The sequence below is a fragment of the Litoreibacter roseus genome (assembly GCF_009811795.1).
GTDB lineage: Bacteria > Pseudomonadota > Alphaproteobacteria > Rhodobacterales > Rhodobacteraceae > Litoreibacter > Litoreibacter roseus.
Genome location: NZ_BLJE01000001.1, coordinates 1014077 through 1029762 on the forward strand (window position 1 = coordinate 1014077; position 15686 = coordinate 1029762).

Genomic DNA, 15686 nt, shown 5'->3' on the forward strand with positions numbered 1-15686 from the left:
CTAGTCCAGCGCTATCTTCCTGCCTTCAGAAGCAGATCGGTAGAGCGTTTCCTCGAGCTCAAGAATTGACAGATAGGTGCGCGCCAAGTTCTCGAAGGGTGCGCCGTCATGTAGCCCGTCCAAAACATGGTCGCAAAGCGCGTGGACGCAGTCCCCGCCGAACCCGGGCCAGTCCTGAGCGGGAAAGCTCACAACCCCAGCGGCCTCGCCGAACTTACGGATCTGCACGGAGCCGTCGCCCCGCAGTTCCAGTGTGCCGTCGGTTCCTTCAACTAAAGCCTCGCCCAATGTAATCCGGCAGTTTTCAGCCCCGTGATCCAGAAGTCTGTTCCCGTCAAAGAGTGCGCGCGCGCCAGATGCGAAGTCGAGCGTGAAGAGTCCGGCATCCTCCCCCTTGAGAACGGGGTTTACCTGCCGAAGATCGGCATAGGCCGCGACCGGCTCGCCCAGCAGGTAGCGGAATACGTCGATGAAATGCACGCCGGTCTCATGGATCAGCAAGCGCGGCATGGTCTGGAAATACGGCTGGCGCTCAAGATAGGCGTCCGGCCCTTGTCCGTCGCCCGGTCTCAGTCGGAATGTGACTTGAAGAACGTCCCCTAACGCACCACTTTCGATTGTCTTTTTGATGTGCCGATACCACGGCTGGAAACGGAAGTTCTCGTGAATGATGAGCGGGACATCCGCCTCTTCTGCCATCGCGCACATTTCCCGCGCCTCGGTGAGCGTGGTGCAAAATGGTTTTTGACAGATAATCGCCTTTAGCGGGTGGGACAGAGCGGTTTCTATCGCTGTCCGGTGGCCTTGAGGCGGTACGACGATGTCGAGGATGTCGGGCTTGGTGTCCGACAGCATTTTGCTTAGATCCTCAAAGGCTGTCCATCCTGTCTCTTGCGCGCGCGAGATGTCTTGATCACAGGCCCCGACGCCCTGCGCGCGCTCAAGCCGATCCCACGCGTCGTAGTGGAACTTGGCGAAGTAGCCCGCGCCGAGGCAGGCAACGCGTAAAGTCACAGGGATGCTGCGACTGCGGCGGCTGCTTCCGCAGTGCCTGCCGTTCCGCCTAAGTCGGCCGTCACGCATGTGCGCTGCTCAATTGCGTTCTCTACCGCCTGACGCAGCCGGTCGCCATCCGCCCGCATATCCGGGAGGTCATGTTTCAGCCCTAGCCAGTCAAGCATCATCGCGGCGGACAGGATCATTGCAAACGGGTTGGCCTTGCCTTGACCCGCGATATCCGGCGCCGAGCCATGGCAGGGCTGAAAGACCGCGTGCGCTTCGCCGATATCTGCAGACGGTGCGAGGCCCAGGCCACCCATCAGACCGGCACCCAAATCACTGAGAATGTCGCCGAACATGTTTTCAGTGACCAGCACGTCGAACACCCAGGGTTTTTCAACCATCCAAAGTGCGGTTGCATCCACATACGCATGATCCGCGACCAGATCAGGGTGACGCGCGGCCTCCGCGTCGAATATCTCGCGGAAGAACGCAAAGGCAGCGAACACATTGGCTTTGTCGACACATGTCACGCGCCCGGGACCGCGACCTGCGGCCTTGCGCTGATTGGCGAGATCAAAGGTGAAGCGGAAGAGTTTCTCGCTGGTTTCGCGCGTGATCCGCAGAGTTTCGCGGGCCTCATTCTCTCTGCGGTCGCCTTTGCCTTGAGAATAGAACAACCCCTCAGTGCTTTCACGGATCAAAACGAAATCGACCGATTGACCGCCCGCCAGTGCCAGGGGGGTCGGTTGACCTGTCGCAATGCGCACAGGCCTGACACCGGCAAAAAGATCCAACTCTTTCCGCAACTCGATCTGGGGAGAAATCTCGGTGCCGTCCGGGTACCGCACATCTGGCAGTCCCATCGCAGACAGCAAAATGGCGTCAGCGGCGCGTGCCGTGGTCAGGGACGCCACAGGCAGACTTTCCCCGCTTTGGGCATAGTGGCCGGCCCCCGCGGGAACAATTTCAAACGCCAGATCGCTGCGCAGGTTAGCAAGCAGGTCGACCGTTGGCTTCATGATCTCTGGCCCGATCCCGTCCCCTTCAAAGACAGCGACTGCGAATGACTTGGACATCGTGACTTCCCCATGATGCATTGCGCCAGAGCGCATTTCGATTAACCATGCATGACGGTCAAAGGAGGGACAACCATGTATGCGGTGACTGTGGAGTTTTCACTTAAGTCCGGAAATATGAACGTGTTTTTGCCGTTGATGGAACACAACGCCCGGACGTCAGTACGGGCCGAACCAGACTGTCTTCAGTTTGATGTGTGCTCCGATCCCGCGCGCCCGGATCACGTGTTCCTTTATGAACTTTACAGCAATGCCAAGGCATTCGAACTGCATCTCGCAACTGCGCATTTCAGGGATTTCGACGCCAAGACGCGAGACATGATCGCGGAAAAACATGTGCGGACCTATTCGGAGGTTCAGCGATGAGCGACTGGCAGGTTCATGCTGTTAAATACGCAGATCGCAACGCACGGACGCGGGCAGATAGCTTCATCTTTGATGACAATCATGACGCCCCTCACGCGATGGATTACTTTATCTGGGTGCTGCAAAGGGGCGATGAGATCATTCTGGTCGACACCGGATATGACACGACCGAAGCCACTGTGCGGGACAGGCCAATCCGCATTGACCCTGCCGAGGCTTTGGCGCCGCTGGGGATCGCGCCGGGTGACATCACTACGCTGATCGTCACCCATCTTCACTACGATCACGCTGGGGGTCTGCACTTGTTCCCCAACGCGACGATACATCTACAGGCGGCTGAGATGGCCTACGCCACTGGACCCTGCATGTGCCGTGATACGCTGCGGATGCCATTCACGGCAGACCATGTCTGCGAGGCAATCAAGCGGGTCTATTCAGGTCGCTGTGTGTTTCACGACGGCGACGGCCAGATTGCAGATGGCGTAACGGTCCACTGTTTGGGGGGGCACTCTCGTGGTTTGCAAGCCGTGCGCGTCCGGACAAGTGCAGGCTGGCTTTGTCTCGCATCGGATGCGGCGCATTTCTATGAAAATGTGTTCTCACGAAAGCCGTTTCCGATCGTTGTGGATCTGGAGGACATGCTCGAAGGCTTTGACCGGCTGCAAGGGTTGGCGTCCGCGCCCCAGATGATCATCCCGGGTCATGATCCGCTGGTCATGTCACACTTCCCGCAGGACAAAACCGACTACATTGTGCGGCTGGATAGGGGGCCAGAGACATGGAACTTCAGTTCATAGATCGCCTAAAATTTACCATTTGATAAAAAAACAAATTGTGCAAAGCTTTGGCACCTGACCACAGCGGAGCATTTAATGGCCAACACGCAACTGACCCCGGGCATTGCCGCCGGGCGGATTGGCGCGGACGAGATCGCGCAGAATTTCGACGATCTCCATGCACCGTTCGAACCGCACGAGGCCGCCGTGGCGTCGGACCGGTGCTATTTCTGCTATGATGCGCCGTGTATCACGGCCTGTCCGACCGATATCGATATCCCGCTGTTCATCCGTCAGATCCAGACCGGAACGCCCGAAGCGGCGGCCAAGACCATTCTTGAGCAGAACATTCTAGGCGGCATGTGCGCACGGGTCTGCCCGACGGAGACCTTGTGCGAGGAAGCCTGCGTTCGGGAAATGGCCGAAGGCAAGCCGGTCGAGATTGGTCGACTGCAGCGATACGCGACAGATACATTGATGGCGCAGGGCGTTCATCCGTTTACGCGTGCGGCTTCCACGGGCAAGACCGTTGCCGTTGTCGGTGCGGGTCCGGCGGGATTGGCTTGTGCGCATCGTTTGGCAATGAAAGGGCATGATGTCGTGCTTTACGATGCGCGCCCAAAGGCGGGCGGGCTGAATGAATTTGGCATCGCTGCCTACAAATCGACCGATGAATTTGCCGCGCGCGAAGTCGACTGGCTGCTGCAGATAGGCGGGATCGAGATGAAGCTGGGGCAGAGATTGGGGTCTGACCTTGATCTGGCCACCTTGCGCAGCACCCATGATGCAGTGTTTCTGGGCGTTGGTCTTGGGGGCGTGAATGCGTTGCGGGCAAAGGGGGAAGACAAGGCTGGCGTCGAGGACGCCGTATCCTTCATCGCCGATCTGCGGCAGGCCGAAGACCTGACCAATTTGCCGGTTGGTCGGAACGTCGTTGTCATCGGCGGTGGGATGACAGCTGTTGATGCGGCCGTTCAATCCAAGTTGTTGGGTGCGGAGACGGTCACAATAGCGTATCGACGTGGTCAGGATCGTATGAGCGCGAGCCGATATGAACAGGATCTTGCAACCTCCAAAGGCGTTCGGATCCTAACCAATGCGCAACCGGTTGCGATCCACGGAAACGGGACTGCGACGGAAGTGGAATTCGAATACACCGCCGACAGCGGTCAGGGACTGACAGGCACAGGCGAGACCTTTCGCTTGCCCGCCGATCAGGTGTTCAAGGCGATCGGTCAGACGCTTGACGGCATGCCGGACGGTTTGACCCTGTCCGGCAGTAAGATTGCCGTCACCGCTGCGGGTCGTACTTCACTTGATGATGTATGGGCCGGTGGTGATTGTGCAGAGGGCGGCGATGATTTGACGGTAACTGCCGTGGCGGAGGGGCGCGACGCGGCAGAGGATATTCACCGCAAACTGAGTGCGGGCTGAGATGCCTGAACTTCCCGAGGTTGAGGCCTTGCGCAGACGTATCGAGACCGGTGCGCTCAATCGGACCATCGAACAGGTGCGCGTGGGCATGACGTGTCTCACATAGAGGTGCCGGATGCAGAGGCCAGAACCCGTCTTGAAGGGCGTCAGTTCAGCGAAGCTCGCCGCCACGGGAAATATCTTTTTGCCGGATCGAGCAGTGGTCCGTGGCTCGCGCTGCACATGGGTATGGCCGGGTCGGTCAGGATATATGACGAAGAGGACGGCCAACCGGATTACGCCCGGCTTGTGGTGGCCTTCGAAGGCACGCGGCGCCTGGCTTTTCGCGATCCGCGCAAGTTTGGTTGGGCAAAGGTCGTCGAAACACCGGACGCTGAAATTGAAGCGCATGATCTAGGGCCGGACGCGCTGGAAATCGAACGAGATACATTCAAGGACCGGGTCGGGGGCGGGCGTGGCACGATCAAGGGCGCTCTGCTGGATCAGTCAAAGCTGGCTGGGATCGGCAATCTCTGGGCCGATGAGACGCTATACCAGACCGGCACCGCGCCGGATGCAAAGGTAAACACCCTCGGCGACGACGATCTTAATGATATCCACACAGCATTTACCCGGATTTTGAACGGGGTGTGCGATGTGGACGCGCATTACAAAGAATTGCCTGATGCGTGGCTGATTCATCGGCGCGAAACCGGCCGGGCGTGCACCCGCTGCGACGGTGAGATCGAGAGCATGAAGGTCGCTGGTCGCACGACTTATTATTGTCCAAACCATCAGGGGACGTCGTGATGATGGCCCAAAGAGCGGTGCAGGCCGCGTGTTTTTCCCCAATCACAGGAGGCAGTCATGGCTGACCTGACAACCGATTTTCTTGGGATCAAAAGCCCCAATCCGTTCTGGCTGGCCTCCGCGCCACCAACGGACAAGGAATACAACGTCCGCCGGGCGTTTGAGGCCGGGTGGGGCGGCGTCGTGTGGAAGACGCTGGGCTCAGAGGGGCCGCCTGTGGTCAACGTCAACGGCCCGCGATACGGCGCTATTTATGGTGCTGACCGGCGCTTGCTTGGGCTCAACAATATTGAGCTGATCACCGACCGCCCGCTTGAGACGAACCTCGAAGAGATCGCGCGTGTCAAAGCGGATTATCCCGACCGCGCGATGATCGTATCGCTGATGGTGCCCTGCGAGGAGGAGGCGTGGAAGGCAATCCTACCTCGGGTTGAAGAAACCGGTGCCGACGGGATCGAACTCAACTTTGGTTGCCCTCATGGCATGAGCGAACGCGGTATGGGGGCTGCCGTCGGGCAAGTTCCTGAATACATTGAAATGGTAACCCGGTGGTGCAAGGAAAACTATTCCAAGCCGGTGATCGTAAAGCTGACGCCAAACATCACCGACATCCGCAAACCTGCGATGGCCGCGAAGAATGGCGGGGCTGATGCGGTCTCGCTAATCAACACGATTAACTCCATCACCTCGGTCGATCTGGACACTATGTCCCCTGAACCTTCGATCGACGGCAAAGGCTCTCATGGCGGCTATTGTGGTCCGGCGGTCAAACCCATCGCGTTGTCGATGGTCAGTGAGATATCTCGACATGTCGAAACCCGTGGTATGCCGATTTCTGGCATCGGGGGCATCACCACGTGGCGCGACGCCGCAGAATACATCAGCCTTGGGTGCGGCAATGTTCAGGTTTGTACCGCGGCGATGACCTATGGCTTCAAAGTGGTGCAAGAAATGATCTCGGGCCTCAGCGACTGGATGGACGAGAAGGGCCATACCAACGTCTCGGACTTTGTCGGTCAGGCAGTGCCAAACGTGACGGACTGGCAGTATCTCAACCTCAACTACGTCACCAAGGCCCGCATCGATCAGGACGCCTGCATCAAATGCGGTCGCTGCTATGCCGCTTGCGAGGACACTTCGCACCAGGCCATCTCGATGTCGTCAGACCGTGTGTTCGAAGTGATCGACGCGGAATGCGTGGCTTGCAACCTGTGTGTGGATGTTTGTCCCGTCGAGAATTGCATCACGATGGAAGAGATGGCACCGGGCACCGTTGATCCTCGAACGGGCAAGGTTGTCGAAGAAGAATATGCGAACTGGACGACCCACCCAAACAACCCGGGAGCAGTTGCGGCGGAATGATTGCAAAGTTCGGATTATAAATATGTTGGTCAAAGGCGGGGTCTCAAGCTAAGAAAGCAAGAATGATATTTCATTGACCTTTGCTTTTCTCTCGACGCCTTTGACATCGAACGCGAAAGATTATGGACGAAACATTTGAGCTTGAGCGCGGACGTGTTGAAACGACCGAGCCATTGCAGCCAACCGGCATCGCGGCTTCAGCTTTGGATGCGGGTCACATCGGGCTGATGACCATAGCCGCGGATACATACGAGATTGAGGTGTCAACCCAAGCGGCTCGGATCCTGAACTTGGGGTCAGAGACAAAGCTGAGCCTTGAGAATTTTCTGCGGCGCTGCGTCTATACCAATGACCGCCCTGAAACCGACAGGGCGCTGCGCAGCTTATCGGACCCTGAAGGGGTAGGGCAGTGTCAGATCGAGTTTCGCCTCGAAGATGAAGAGGGTGAATTCCTGTGGATTGAAGTGGTTCTCAAGACGTTCTTTGACGTCGGCACCTCGCCGCGCGCCGCGCTGCGCGCCGATGGAATCGTGCGCGATATCACCGAAGACGTCACCCGCCGGGATGGCTTGGAGCGCAGAATCGAAAACCAGAACCACTGGATCAAGAACATGTTCGCGGTCGTTCAGGGCATCGCTTACCAGAGTTTTCGCCCGCTCGATGCGGCCACCAACGCCCTTTCGGACTTTCAAGGACGTCTGAAAACGCTGTCGTCCACTCACGATCTGTTGGCGGGCGGCGTCTTTCGCGGGGTGTTTCTCAATGACTTGATCCGTGGCGTCGTAACATCGTGTGGTGGGTCGAACGATCAGGTGGCGATCTCCGGATATCCAATGCGGATGAACAGCAAGCAGGCGATTGCGATGTCCATGATCCTGCGTGAACTGGTCAGCAATTCCATCCGACATGGCGCGATGTCGGTGCCGGAGGGAACGGTTCATGCCTTTTGGCAGCGCAATGCAAGCTCGGAGTTGATCACCTTCGTTTGGCGGGAAGCAGACGGTCCAGAAGTGACAGAACCAAAGGAAGAGGGCACAGGCGTTCGCCTGATGTCGCGGATTTGCGCGATTGAGTTCGGTGGTATTGTGAACTTCGATTTCGATCCCGACGGCGTTGCGGTTTCGATGAAGTTTTCGAACAGAAGCCTCAAGGAGATCGACATTTGAGCGCACTCAGCGAAAAGCGTATTCTACTGGTCGAGGATCAGTTCCTACTGGCGCTCTCGTTTCAGGACATTCTTGAAGACTGTGGTGCGACCGTCGTCGGGCCGTTCCAATCGGTCTCGACCGCGCTGGAGGGTATTTCATCGGTTTCCGAACAATTGGATCTCGCGCTGTTGGATGTGGATCTAAGCGGAAAAAGCAGCTTTCCGGTCGCGCAGCGCCTGACAGAGCTCGATATACCGTTCCTGTTTGCCACTGGTTTTGGGCGCCGTGCGCTTGCGGAATATCCGAGTATTCCGATTCTTGAAAAACCTTTCACGGACGATGAGCTTTTTGATGCGCTTGTCGCCATCTTGCCGGAACCTGTGGGGTAGCTCGCAAACCCTAGGCCGGCGTGAGCATCTTGCGGTAAAGATGATCCAGAAAGTCACCCGCATGAGTCATAGGGGGTTCGCCCGTCAGCACGGACCTGACCTGGACGTCGAAATCGGCGTAATGCTGTGTCAGGGACCAGATTGAAAAGACCAGATGATAGGGATGAACGCGCGCAATCCTGCCCTCTGCCATCCAGTTCTCGATAATCTGGACGGTTCGGTCGACAAGAAGCTTCAGATCCCCTTCCAAAGCCGCCCTTATCCGCGGGGCGCCCTGCAGGATTTCATTGGCAAACAGTCGGCTTTCCCGGGGATAGTCCCGGCTCATCTCCAGCTTGCGGTGCACATACGCTAAAATTTCTTCCATCGGTTGACCGTTCGGGTCGATCTGTTTCAGTGGTGCCAGCCATGTCGTCATAAGATCCGACAAGAGCGAGACGTGAATGGCTTCTTTCGACGGGTAATAGTATAAAAGATTGGGTTTCGAGAGGCCCGCTGCTTTGGCAATCTGATCCAGAGTTGCCCCCCGGAACCCATGGGTGGAGAACACGTCAAGCGCTGCCTCACGGATCGCATCGGTGTTCTTTTTCTGGATGCGGGTCTGTGGGCGTCCGTCAGGCATGCAGTCTCCGTTCGGTTTGACTTAAATTTGGGCAGCGCGCGGCGCCACAGGTTTGCCCATCCGTTGTCCTTGACTGCACATAGTGCTCTGTTAGCGTTGAATTGACCAGTCGGTTAAAACTGATCTGCCAAACTGGTCCAAAGAAAACAACAGGGGTTCCCATGACATCCAAGACCGACGCCGCCCAAAAGGGCTTTCCCGGCGAAAATCTGAAGATTGACGGGCAGCGTTTGTGGGACAGCCTGATGGACATGGCCAAGATTGGTCCCGGTGTGGCCGGTGGCAACAATCGCCAGACATTGACCGACGAGGATGCCGAGGGGCGTGCCTTGTTTCAGTCTTGGTGTGAAGCTGCGGGTTGCACAATGGGACTTGATCAGATGGGCAACATGTTTGCCCGTCGTGAGGGATCAGACCCTGACGCGCTGCCGGTCTATGTTGGCAGCCATCTGGACACCCAGCCCACTGGCGGGAAGTACGATGGGGTGCTCGGCGTTCTGGGTGGGTTGGAGATCATTCGATCGCTTAACGATTTGGGGATCAAGACGAAACATCCGATTGTGGTGACCAACTTCACCAACGAGGAAGGCACACGCTATGCGCCCGCGATGCTGTCATCGGGGGTATTTGCGGGCATTCACACGCAGGATTGGGCCTACGCGCGCGAAGACGCGGACGGCAAGACATTCGGCGATGAGCTGAAGCGCATTGGATGGCGTGGTGACGAAGAGGTCGGCGCCCGCAAGATGCATGCGTTTTTCGAGCTTCACATCGAACAGGGCCCTATTCTGGAAGCGGAACGCAAGGACATTGGTGTCGTGACCCACGGACAAGGGCTCAGCTGGACGCAGGTGACGATCACCGGCAAGGACGCACATACCGGCTCGACCCCCATGCCCATGCGTAAAAATGCGGGCCTCGGCATGGCCCGTGTGCTGGATCTTGTGGACGAGATCGCCTTGTCCCATGCGCCCCATGCGGTCGGTGCCGCTGGTCATATTGATGTGTACCCCAATTCGCGAAACGTGATCCCCGGCAAGGTCGTCTTTACGGTTGATTTCCGGTCGCCGGAGTTGTCGGTGATTGAGGACATGGAAGAACGTCTCAAAGACGGCGCGCGCAAGATTTGCGACGATATGGGGCTGAGCATAGAGTTTGAGAAAGTCGGCGGTTTCGATCCGGTGGCGTTTGACGAAGGGTGTATAGCAGCTGTGCGTGCGGCGGCGGAACGGCTGGGATACAGTCACAGGGATCTGATCTCAGGTGCTGGTCATGACGCATGCTGGATCAACCGGGTCGCGCCCTCTGCTATGGTCATGTGTCCCTGCGTTGATGGCCTCAGCCATAACGAAGCGGAAGAAATTTCTCCTGAATGGGCGGCCGCCGGGGCGAACGTTCTCTTTCACGCAGTTGTTGAGACTGCGGAGATTGTTTCGTGAGGCGCATCTTCGCGCTTCTGCTTCCAGTGCTTTTCATATCTGCTTGTGCAGAGCCGCAAAAGCCGATCTCGATCCGGCCCGGTCTGACGCAAACGGCCGATTTGGATGCGCTGCGCCCGCCGTCTGGCAAGACCTACCGGTTCGCGATGGAGAAGTCCGACGACGTCTTGTCGTCTGAGCTCGTTTTGAAGTCCCGTCGGAAATCGGCAAAGGATTACGAGTACAAAGGCTCGGTGATCCTCAGTATTCCAGAGGTGGGCGATCTGGAAGAAGTGACACAGCAGCTTTCGACACTTTTCAAAACCGAAGGCGTCAGGGCACAGGGCAGCAACATCTTCCTACCGATTACCGTCAGAACGGATAACCGTTTCCGCACGCGGTCTTCCAACCTTTTGGCGGGACCAAGCCGGTTTGTGCCCCATGACTGCTTTGCCGTGATCGGTGTGTGCGACCATGTCACGATCATCCCCAACGGCCGCCAGGTGCGCTTTTCAACGGAAACGACAGAGGCGGATGGCGTCTGGCGCTCTGTGACGCGGGTGACCAGCCGGGACGCGCCGGCGTTTGCCAAGCGAATGCGTGAGATCTGGACCTATTCCATTGACCGAAACGGCGTCGTTCTGGATCTGGTGATCCGCAGGCGCGTCGACGGCAAAACCGATACCATCATCTTCCGCCGCAAGACATGAGGGAGGCATAACATGAGCAAAGTTATCAAAGGCGGGACAATTGTCACCGCAGATCGCCAATATCCGGCAGATGTCCTGATCGAAGGCGAACAGATCGCCCAGATTGGTGAAAACCTCAAAGGCGACGAGGTGATCGATGCCGAGGGCGCCTATGTCATTCCCGGCGGCATCGATCCTCATACGCATCTGGAAATGCCGTTCATGGGCACCACTGCCGCCGAGACGTTCGAGTCCGGTACATTTGCTGCGGCTGCGGGTGGCACGACGATGCTGGTGGACTTCTGCCTTCCGGGCGAGGACGGCTCCTTGCTCAGTGCCATTGATGACTGGGACCGCAAGTCAAAAGATCAGATCTGCTGCGATATCTCTTATCACATGGCGATTACCGGCTGGGACGAAAAGATCTTCAGCGAGATGGAAGCCGTCGTCAAAGAACGCGGCATCAACACCTTCAAGCATTTTATGGCCTACAAAGGCGCGCTAATGGTCGAGGATGACGAGATGTTCGCCTCGTTCAAGCGCTGTGCTGAACTGGGCGCGCTGCCACTGGTGCATGCCGAAAACGGCGACATCGTACAGGAACTGCAGAACAAGTATCTTTCAGAGGGCATCACCGGGCCCGAAGGCCATGCCTATTCCCGTCCACCGGAAGTTGAAGGCGAGGCCGCCAATCGCGCAATCATGATCGCCGATGCAGCCGGTACGCCGCTTTATATCGTTCATGTGTCCTGCGAGCAGGCCCACGAGGCAATCCGGCGCGCAAGGCAAAAGGGGATGCGGGTCTATGGGGAGCCGCTGATCCAGCACCTCACGCTGGACGAGGGGGAGTATTTCAACAAGGACTGGCAGTATGCGGCGCGCCGGGTCATGTCGCCACCCTTCCGATCCAAAGATCATCAAGCCTCTCTTTGGGCCGGGTTGTCTTCTGGCTCGCTTCAGGTTGTCGCGACCGATCACGCGGCCTTCACCGATGAGCAAAAGCGGATGGGGCTCGATAACTTCACGACCATTCCCAACGGCACAGGCGGACTTGAAGAGCGCCTTGCGATGCTGTGGACGACGGGCGTCGAAACCGGTCGCCTGACGCCCGAGGAATTCGTGGCTGTTACCTCGACCAACATTGCTAAGATCCTGAACATCTACCCGCGGAAAGGCGCGTTGGTGCCCGGTGCCGACGCGGATATCGTGGTATGGGATCCGTCCATCTCCAAGGAAGTCGCCGTAAGTACGCAGAAGTCCATCATCGATTACAATGTGTTCGAAGGCATGACGGTCACGGCTCAGGCACGGTACACCCTGTCGCGCGGGGATGTGATCTGGGCCCATGGTCAGAACAGTCAACCGCAACCGGGGCGGGGCAAATTCGTCCGGCGTCCGGCCTTTGCAAGCGCGTCGCAAGCGCTGAGCAAATGGAAGGCGCTGAACACCCCCCGCAAGATTGAGCGTGACCCGATGAACATCCCGGCAGGCGTTTGAGGGCCATATGATTAAGGCGCTGTTGATCTTTGGTGTGGTTCTACTTGCCGTCGCGGTGTGGCTCAACAACGTACCCGCCGCTGACGCTATGCTGGTCTTCGCAGCTTTCGCACTGGGCGGTATCTGGTCGAAGAACATGGGGCACGACAAAGAGTGAGTGAGGCGAATTCCCCGGTTATCCGTGCGCACGCGCTCGATCTGACCTTTCAAACAGCGGACGGCCCGGTCCATGCATTGAAAGATGTGAATCTCGAGATTGCCAAGGGCGAATTTGTCAGTTTCATTGGCCCGTCCGGCTGCGGCAAAACCACGTTTCTGCGCTGCGTCGCCGGACTGGAGCAACCGACAGGCGGCACGATTAGTGTCAATGGCATGACCCCGGACGAGGCGCGGCAGGCCCGTGCCTACGGATATGTCTTTCAGGCCGCGGGGCTGTACCCGTGGCGCACCATAGGGCGCAATATCAGCCTGCCGCTGGAGATCATGGGGTATTCGAAGGCGGACCAGAAGGACCGCGTTTCGCGGGTTCTTGATCTGGTGGAACTGTCCGGGTTTGAGAGAAAGTATCCGTGGCAGTTGTCCGGTGGGATGCAGCAGCGCGCTTCCATCGCGCGGGCGCTGGCCTTTGATGCCGATATCCTGCTTATGGACGAACCGTTCGGGGCATTGGATGAGATTGTAAGGGACCATCTAAATGAACAGCTTCTGGCGCTTTGGGCGCGGACTGAGAAAACCATTGGCTTTGTGACACACTCGATCCCGGAGGCTGTTTATCTGAGCACCAAGATTGTCGTGATGAGCCCGCGTCCGGGTCGGATCACGGATGTGATCGACAGCCCGCTTCCGAAAGAGCGCCCGCTTGATATCCGTGACAGCCCAGAGTTTATCGAGATTGCGCACCGGGTTCGTGACGGTCTGCGGGCAGGTCATGCCGATGACTGAGCCGATCCGCCGCGCAACAGCCGACGATGCGCCCGCCTGCGCCGCGATCCTGAACGCGTGGATCGACGGCACGGACTGGATGCCCAGAACGATGTCGCCAGACGCGATCGAGACGGGCCTGCGTCAGGGCTTGCCGAAGCGCGAAGCATATGTGGTTGGCGATCCGGTCGCAGGCTACCTGTCGCTCGATCCGGCGGAAAATCATATTTGGGGGCTCTATGTGGGTCGATCCGGGCAGGGGCTTGGCAAGGCGCTCTTGGACCGCGCCAAAACCGGGCGCAGCTACCTAAAGCTCAACAGCCACGCCGCCAACGAAGCCGCGCACCGGTTCTACGCGCGGGAAGCGTTTCAGCCGATTGGCGCGCCGTGGCAAGGCAGCGACGGCATCCCTGAGGTCACATTCGAGTGGCGCACGTGAGAACTGCGGGTCCAGTTTTGGTCGTGGTCGCGGCGATCTTTGCGATCTGGTATGTCGCGGTCATCCCGATGAACATCAAAGATGCCATCACGCAAGCCGAACGCGCGGGTGCAACGGTGAGCCCAGAGGGCGCGCAGGCACGACGGGATATGTCCGCTATAGGACTTGCAGTCCGCAACACAGCCGTGATCCCAGCGACCTATGCGCTTGATCGGCCAAGATTGCCGGCACCTCATCAGATCGCGGCAGAGCTTTGGGACACGACGATCGACAAGAAGATCACCTCTAAACGTTCGCTGGTATTTCACGGGTGGGTCACCCTCAGCGCAACATTGCTGGGGTTTGCCATTGGCACCGCGGCTGGCATCCTTCTGGCGGTTGGGATCGTCCACAGCCGCGCCATGGATATGAGCGTGATGCCATGGGCCATCGCCTCGCAAACCATTCCCATCCTTGCAATCGCGCCCATGGTTATCGTCGTACTGAACTCTATCGGGGTGCAGGGGCTGATCCCAAAGGCCATCATCAGCGCCTATCTCAGTTTCTTTCCCGTCGTCGTGGGCATGGTGAAGGGGCTTCGAACGCCTGACGCGATGCAGATGGACCTGCTGCGGACCTATAACGCAAATCGCAATCAGACGTTCTGGCGACTTCGGTTGCCCGCGTCGCTTCCATTTCTCTTTGCGTCCCTGAAAATCGCGGTCGCCGCAGCCCTTGTGGGCACGATCGTGGCCGAGCTTCCGGCAGGCGGGGGCAGGGGGCTTGGCGGTCGCATGCTGACGGGCAGCTACTATGGCCAGATGATCCAGATCTGGTCTGCGCTCGTGATGGCCGCACTTTTGGCAGCGGGGCTTGTATTCCTGATCTCACTGATCGAGCGGATATCCTTACGTCGCCTGGGACTTGCCTCATGATTTACGTGACGCTCGCTTTTCTTTTATGGGCCGCGGCATGGGCGCTGAATGTTCGGCTGGCCAATGGGCCACACGCGGAAACCCGCACCATCCGCTTGGCCGTGCCCGTTCTGTTCGGTCTGACGCTGTTGATCATGTGGGAATTGATCGTGCGTGGTCTCAATGTCCCGTTAGTGATTTTACCTGCACCGACTCAGATCGCCGCCACATTCGCAGAACAGACAGACATCCTGTGGCGCGACTTCGTCCAAACCTTCATCAAAGGGGCGCTTAGCGGTTATTTCATCGGTTGTGGCGCCGCGTTTCTGACCGCGCTTCTGGTGGACCGGTTCGATTTCCTGCGACAGGGACTTTTGCCGGTGGGGAACTTTGTGGCGGCCCTGCCCATTGTCGGCACCGCGCCTATTCTTGTGATGTGGTTCGGGTTCGACTGGCAGTCAAAAGCGGCGGTCGTTGTGGTGATGGTTTTCTTCCCGATGCTGATCAACACGGTAACGGGCCTGCGCGAAACATCCGCCATGCAGCGCGATTTGATGCACACATATGGGGCCAGCCCCTGGCAATCGCTGCTTAAGCTGAGGTTGCCAGCTGCGATGCCTTTCATCTTCAACGGGCTCAAAATTTCCACAACTCTGGCCCTGATTGGTGCCATTGTTGCGGAATTCTTCGGCTCCCCTATCGTGGGTATGGGATTTCGCATTTCCACATCGGTGGGCCAACTCGCACTTGATATGGTGTGGGCCGAGATCACTGTGGCTGCCTTGGCAGGATCACTCTTCTACGGGGCTGTGGCGCTGATCGAAAAAGCTGTAACCTTCTGGCATCCATCCCAGAGGGCCTAGAA

19 protein-coding genes are annotated in these 15686 nt (G+C 58.0%); 16 read left to right on the top strand and 3 right to left on the bottom strand.

Features of this window, described 5'->3' with window-relative positions:
* A complete protein-coding gene (locus KIN_RS05045; protein WP_243144818.1) occupies positions 1 to 1014 on the bottom strand; it encodes a Gfo/Idh/MocA family protein in 1014 nt (337 codons plus the stop codon).
* Positions 1011 to 2078, bottom strand: coding sequence for an isocitrate/isopropylmalate dehydrogenase family protein (locus tag KIN_RS05050; RefSeq protein WP_159804835.1), 1068 nt, complete (start codon positions 2076 to 2078; stop codon positions 1011 to 1013). The genes KIN_RS05045 and KIN_RS05050 overlap by 4 nt, the downstream gene beginning before the upstream one ends.
* A 75-nt stretch (positions 2079 to 2153) precedes the next feature.
* On the opposite strand from KIN_RS05050, the gene KIN_RS05055 reads away from it, so the two are divergent.
* From KIN_RS05055 to KIN_RS05085, 8 genes are all read left to right on the top strand, one after another.
* Entirely contained in the window at positions 2154 to 2444 is a 291-nt protein-coding gene (locus KIN_RS05055; protein ID WP_159804836.1) for a putative quinol monooxygenase, read from the top strand.
* Positions 2441 to 3241, top strand: a complete 801-nt coding sequence (locus KIN_RS05060) for an N-acyl homoserine lactonase family protein (RefSeq protein ID WP_159804837.1) — start codon at positions 2441 to 2443, stop codon at positions 3239 to 3241. Before KIN_RS05055 ends, KIN_RS05060 begins: the two co-directional genes overlap by 4 nt.
* 75 nt (positions 3242 to 3316) lie before the next feature.
* On the top strand, positions 3317 to 4654 hold the full coding sequence (locus KIN_RS05065; protein ID WP_159804838.1) for an NAD(P)-dependent oxidoreductase: 1338 nt from the start codon (positions 3317 to 3319) through the stop codon (positions 4652 to 4654).
* 1 nt (position 4655) lies between these two features.
* Entirely contained in the window at positions 4656 to 4760 is a 105-nt protein-coding gene (locus KIN_RS22670) for a DNA-formamidopyrimidine glycosylase family protein (RefSeq protein ID WP_373281638.1), read from the top strand.
* The gene (locus KIN_RS05070; RefSeq protein WP_207710111.1) at positions 4748 to 5443 is read left to right on the top strand and encodes a DNA-formamidopyrimidine glycosylase family protein; all 696 of its coding nucleotides are present in this window, start codon (positions 4748 to 4750) and stop codon (positions 5441 to 5443) included. Before KIN_RS22670 ends, KIN_RS05070 begins: the two co-directional genes overlap by 13 nt.
* Positions 5444 to 5500: 57 nt before the next feature.
* Positions 5501 to 6805 (top strand): NAD-dependent dihydropyrimidine dehydrogenase subunit PreA, encoded by a 1305-nt coding sequence (gene preA / locus KIN_RS05075; RefSeq protein WP_159804839.1) that lies wholly within the window; start codon positions 5501 to 5503, stop codon positions 6803 to 6805.
* Between the two features lie 122 nt (positions 6806 to 6927).
* Positions 6928 to 7971 carry a sensor histidine kinase gene (locus KIN_RS05080; RefSeq protein WP_159804840.1) on the top strand — a complete coding sequence of 348 codons (1044 nt, stop codon included), beginning with the start codon at positions 6928 to 6930 and terminating at the stop codon, positions 7969 to 7971.
* Positions 7968 to 8342 (top strand): response regulator, encoded by a 375-nt coding sequence (locus KIN_RS05085; RefSeq protein ID WP_159804841.1) that lies wholly within the window; start codon positions 7968 to 7970, stop codon positions 8340 to 8342. Before KIN_RS05080 ends, KIN_RS05085 begins: the two co-directional genes overlap by 4 nt.
* A gap of 10 nt (positions 8343 to 8352) precedes the next feature.
* Here KIN_RS05085 and KIN_RS05090 read toward each other — a convergent pair whose 3' ends face one another.
* Entirely contained in the window at positions 8353 to 8964 is a 612-nt protein-coding gene (locus KIN_RS05090) for a TetR family transcriptional regulator C-terminal domain-containing protein (RefSeq protein ID WP_159804842.1), read from the bottom strand.
* 161 nt (positions 8965 to 9125) lie between these two features.
* Here KIN_RS05090 and KIN_RS05095 point away from each other — a divergent pair, with 161 nt between their 5' ends.
* Genes KIN_RS05095 through KIN_RS05130 form a run of 8 tightly spaced genes read left to right on the top strand, consistent with a single transcriptional unit; the run spans position 9126 to position 15684 of the window.
* Entirely contained in the window at positions 9126 to 10403 is a 1278-nt protein-coding gene (locus KIN_RS05095; protein WP_159804843.1) for a Zn-dependent hydrolase, read from the top strand.
* Entirely contained in the window at positions 10400 to 11092 is a 693-nt protein-coding gene (locus tag KIN_RS05100; RefSeq protein WP_159804844.1) for a putative periplasmic lipoprotein, read from the top strand. The genes KIN_RS05095 and KIN_RS05100 overlap by 4 nt, the downstream gene beginning before the upstream one ends.
* A gap of 12 nt (positions 11093 to 11104) precedes the next feature.
* Positions 11105 to 12568, top strand: coding sequence for a dihydropyrimidinase (hydA, locus tag KIN_RS05105; RefSeq protein WP_159804845.1), 1464 nt, complete (start codon positions 11105 to 11107; stop codon positions 12566 to 12568).
* A gap of 7 nt (positions 12569 to 12575) precedes the next feature.
* Positions 12576 to 12725: a hypothetical protein gene (locus KIN_RS05110; protein WP_159804846.1), complete on the top strand. Its 150-nt coding sequence runs from the start codon at positions 12576 to 12578 to the stop codon at positions 12723 to 12725.
* Entirely contained in the window at positions 12722 to 13510 is a 789-nt protein-coding gene (locus tag KIN_RS05115) for an ABC transporter ATP-binding protein (RefSeq protein ID WP_159804847.1), read from the top strand. The genes KIN_RS05110 and KIN_RS05115 overlap by 4 nt, the downstream gene beginning before the upstream one ends.
* A complete protein-coding gene (locus tag KIN_RS05120) occupies positions 13503 to 13928 on the top strand; it encodes a GNAT family N-acetyltransferase (protein ID WP_159804848.1) in 426 nt (141 codons plus the stop codon). The genes KIN_RS05115 and KIN_RS05120 overlap by 8 nt, the downstream gene beginning before the upstream one ends.
* A complete protein-coding gene (locus KIN_RS05125) occupies positions 13925 to 14842 on the top strand; it encodes an ABC transporter permease (protein WP_159805386.1) in 918 nt (305 codons plus the stop codon). Before KIN_RS05120 ends, KIN_RS05125 begins: the two co-directional genes overlap by 4 nt.
* Complete coding sequence (locus KIN_RS05130) at positions 14839 to 15684, top strand: ABC transporter permease (protein WP_159804849.1); 846 nt, start codon at positions 14839 to 14841, stop codon at positions 15682 to 15684. The genes KIN_RS05125 and KIN_RS05130 overlap by 4 nt, the downstream gene beginning before the upstream one ends.
* Positions 15685 to 15686 lie beyond the last annotated feature (2 nt).

Excerpts from the sequence above, each read along its gene's own strand:
- KIN_RS05050 (WP_159804835.1), bottom strand. The coding sequence starts at position 2,078 with ATGTCCAAGTCATTCGCAGTCGCTGTCTTTGAAGGGGACGGGATCGGG.
- KIN_RS05055 (WP_159804836.1), top strand. The coding sequence starts at position 2,154 with ATGTATGCGGTGACTGTGGAGTTTTCACTTAAGTCCGGAAATATGAAC.
- KIN_RS05060 (WP_159804837.1), top strand. The coding sequence starts at position 2,441 with ATGAGCGACTGGCAGGTTCATGCTGTTAAATACGCAGATCGCAACGCA.
- KIN_RS05065 (WP_159804838.1), top strand. The coding sequence starts at position 3,317 with ATGGCCAACACGCAACTGACCCCGGGCATTGCCGCCGGGCGGATTGGC.
- KIN_RS22670 (WP_373281638.1), top strand. The coding sequence starts at position 4,656 with ATGCCTGAACTTCCCGAGGTTGAGGCCTTGCGCAGACGTATCGAGACC.
- preA (WP_159804839.1), top strand. The coding sequence starts at position 5,501 with ATGGCTGACCTGACAACCGATTTTCTTGGGATCAAAAGCCCCAATCCG.
- KIN_RS05080 (WP_159804840.1), top strand. The coding sequence starts at position 6,928 with ATGGACGAAACATTTGAGCTTGAGCGCGGACGTGTTGAAACGACCGAG.
- KIN_RS05090 (WP_159804842.1), bottom strand. The coding sequence starts at position 8,964 with ATGCCTGACGGACGCCCACAGACCCGCATCCAGAAAAAGAACACCGAT.
- KIN_RS05095 (WP_159804843.1), top strand. The coding sequence starts at position 9,126 with ATGACATCCAAGACCGACGCCGCCCAAAAGGGCTTTCCCGGCGAAAAT.
- hydA (WP_159804845.1), top strand. The coding sequence starts at position 11,105 with ATGAGCAAAGTTATCAAAGGCGGGACAATTGTCACCGCAGATCGCCAA.
- KIN_RS05110 (WP_159804846.1), top strand. The coding sequence starts at position 12,576 with ATGATTAAGGCGCTGTTGATCTTTGGTGTGGTTCTACTTGCCGTCGCG.
- KIN_RS05120 (WP_159804848.1), top strand. The coding sequence starts at position 13,503 with ATGACTGAGCCGATCCGCCGCGCAACAGCCGACGATGCGCCCGCCTGC.
- KIN_RS05130 (WP_159804849.1), top strand. The coding sequence starts at position 14,839 with ATGATTTACGTGACGCTCGCTTTTCTTTTATGGGCCGCGGCATGGGCG.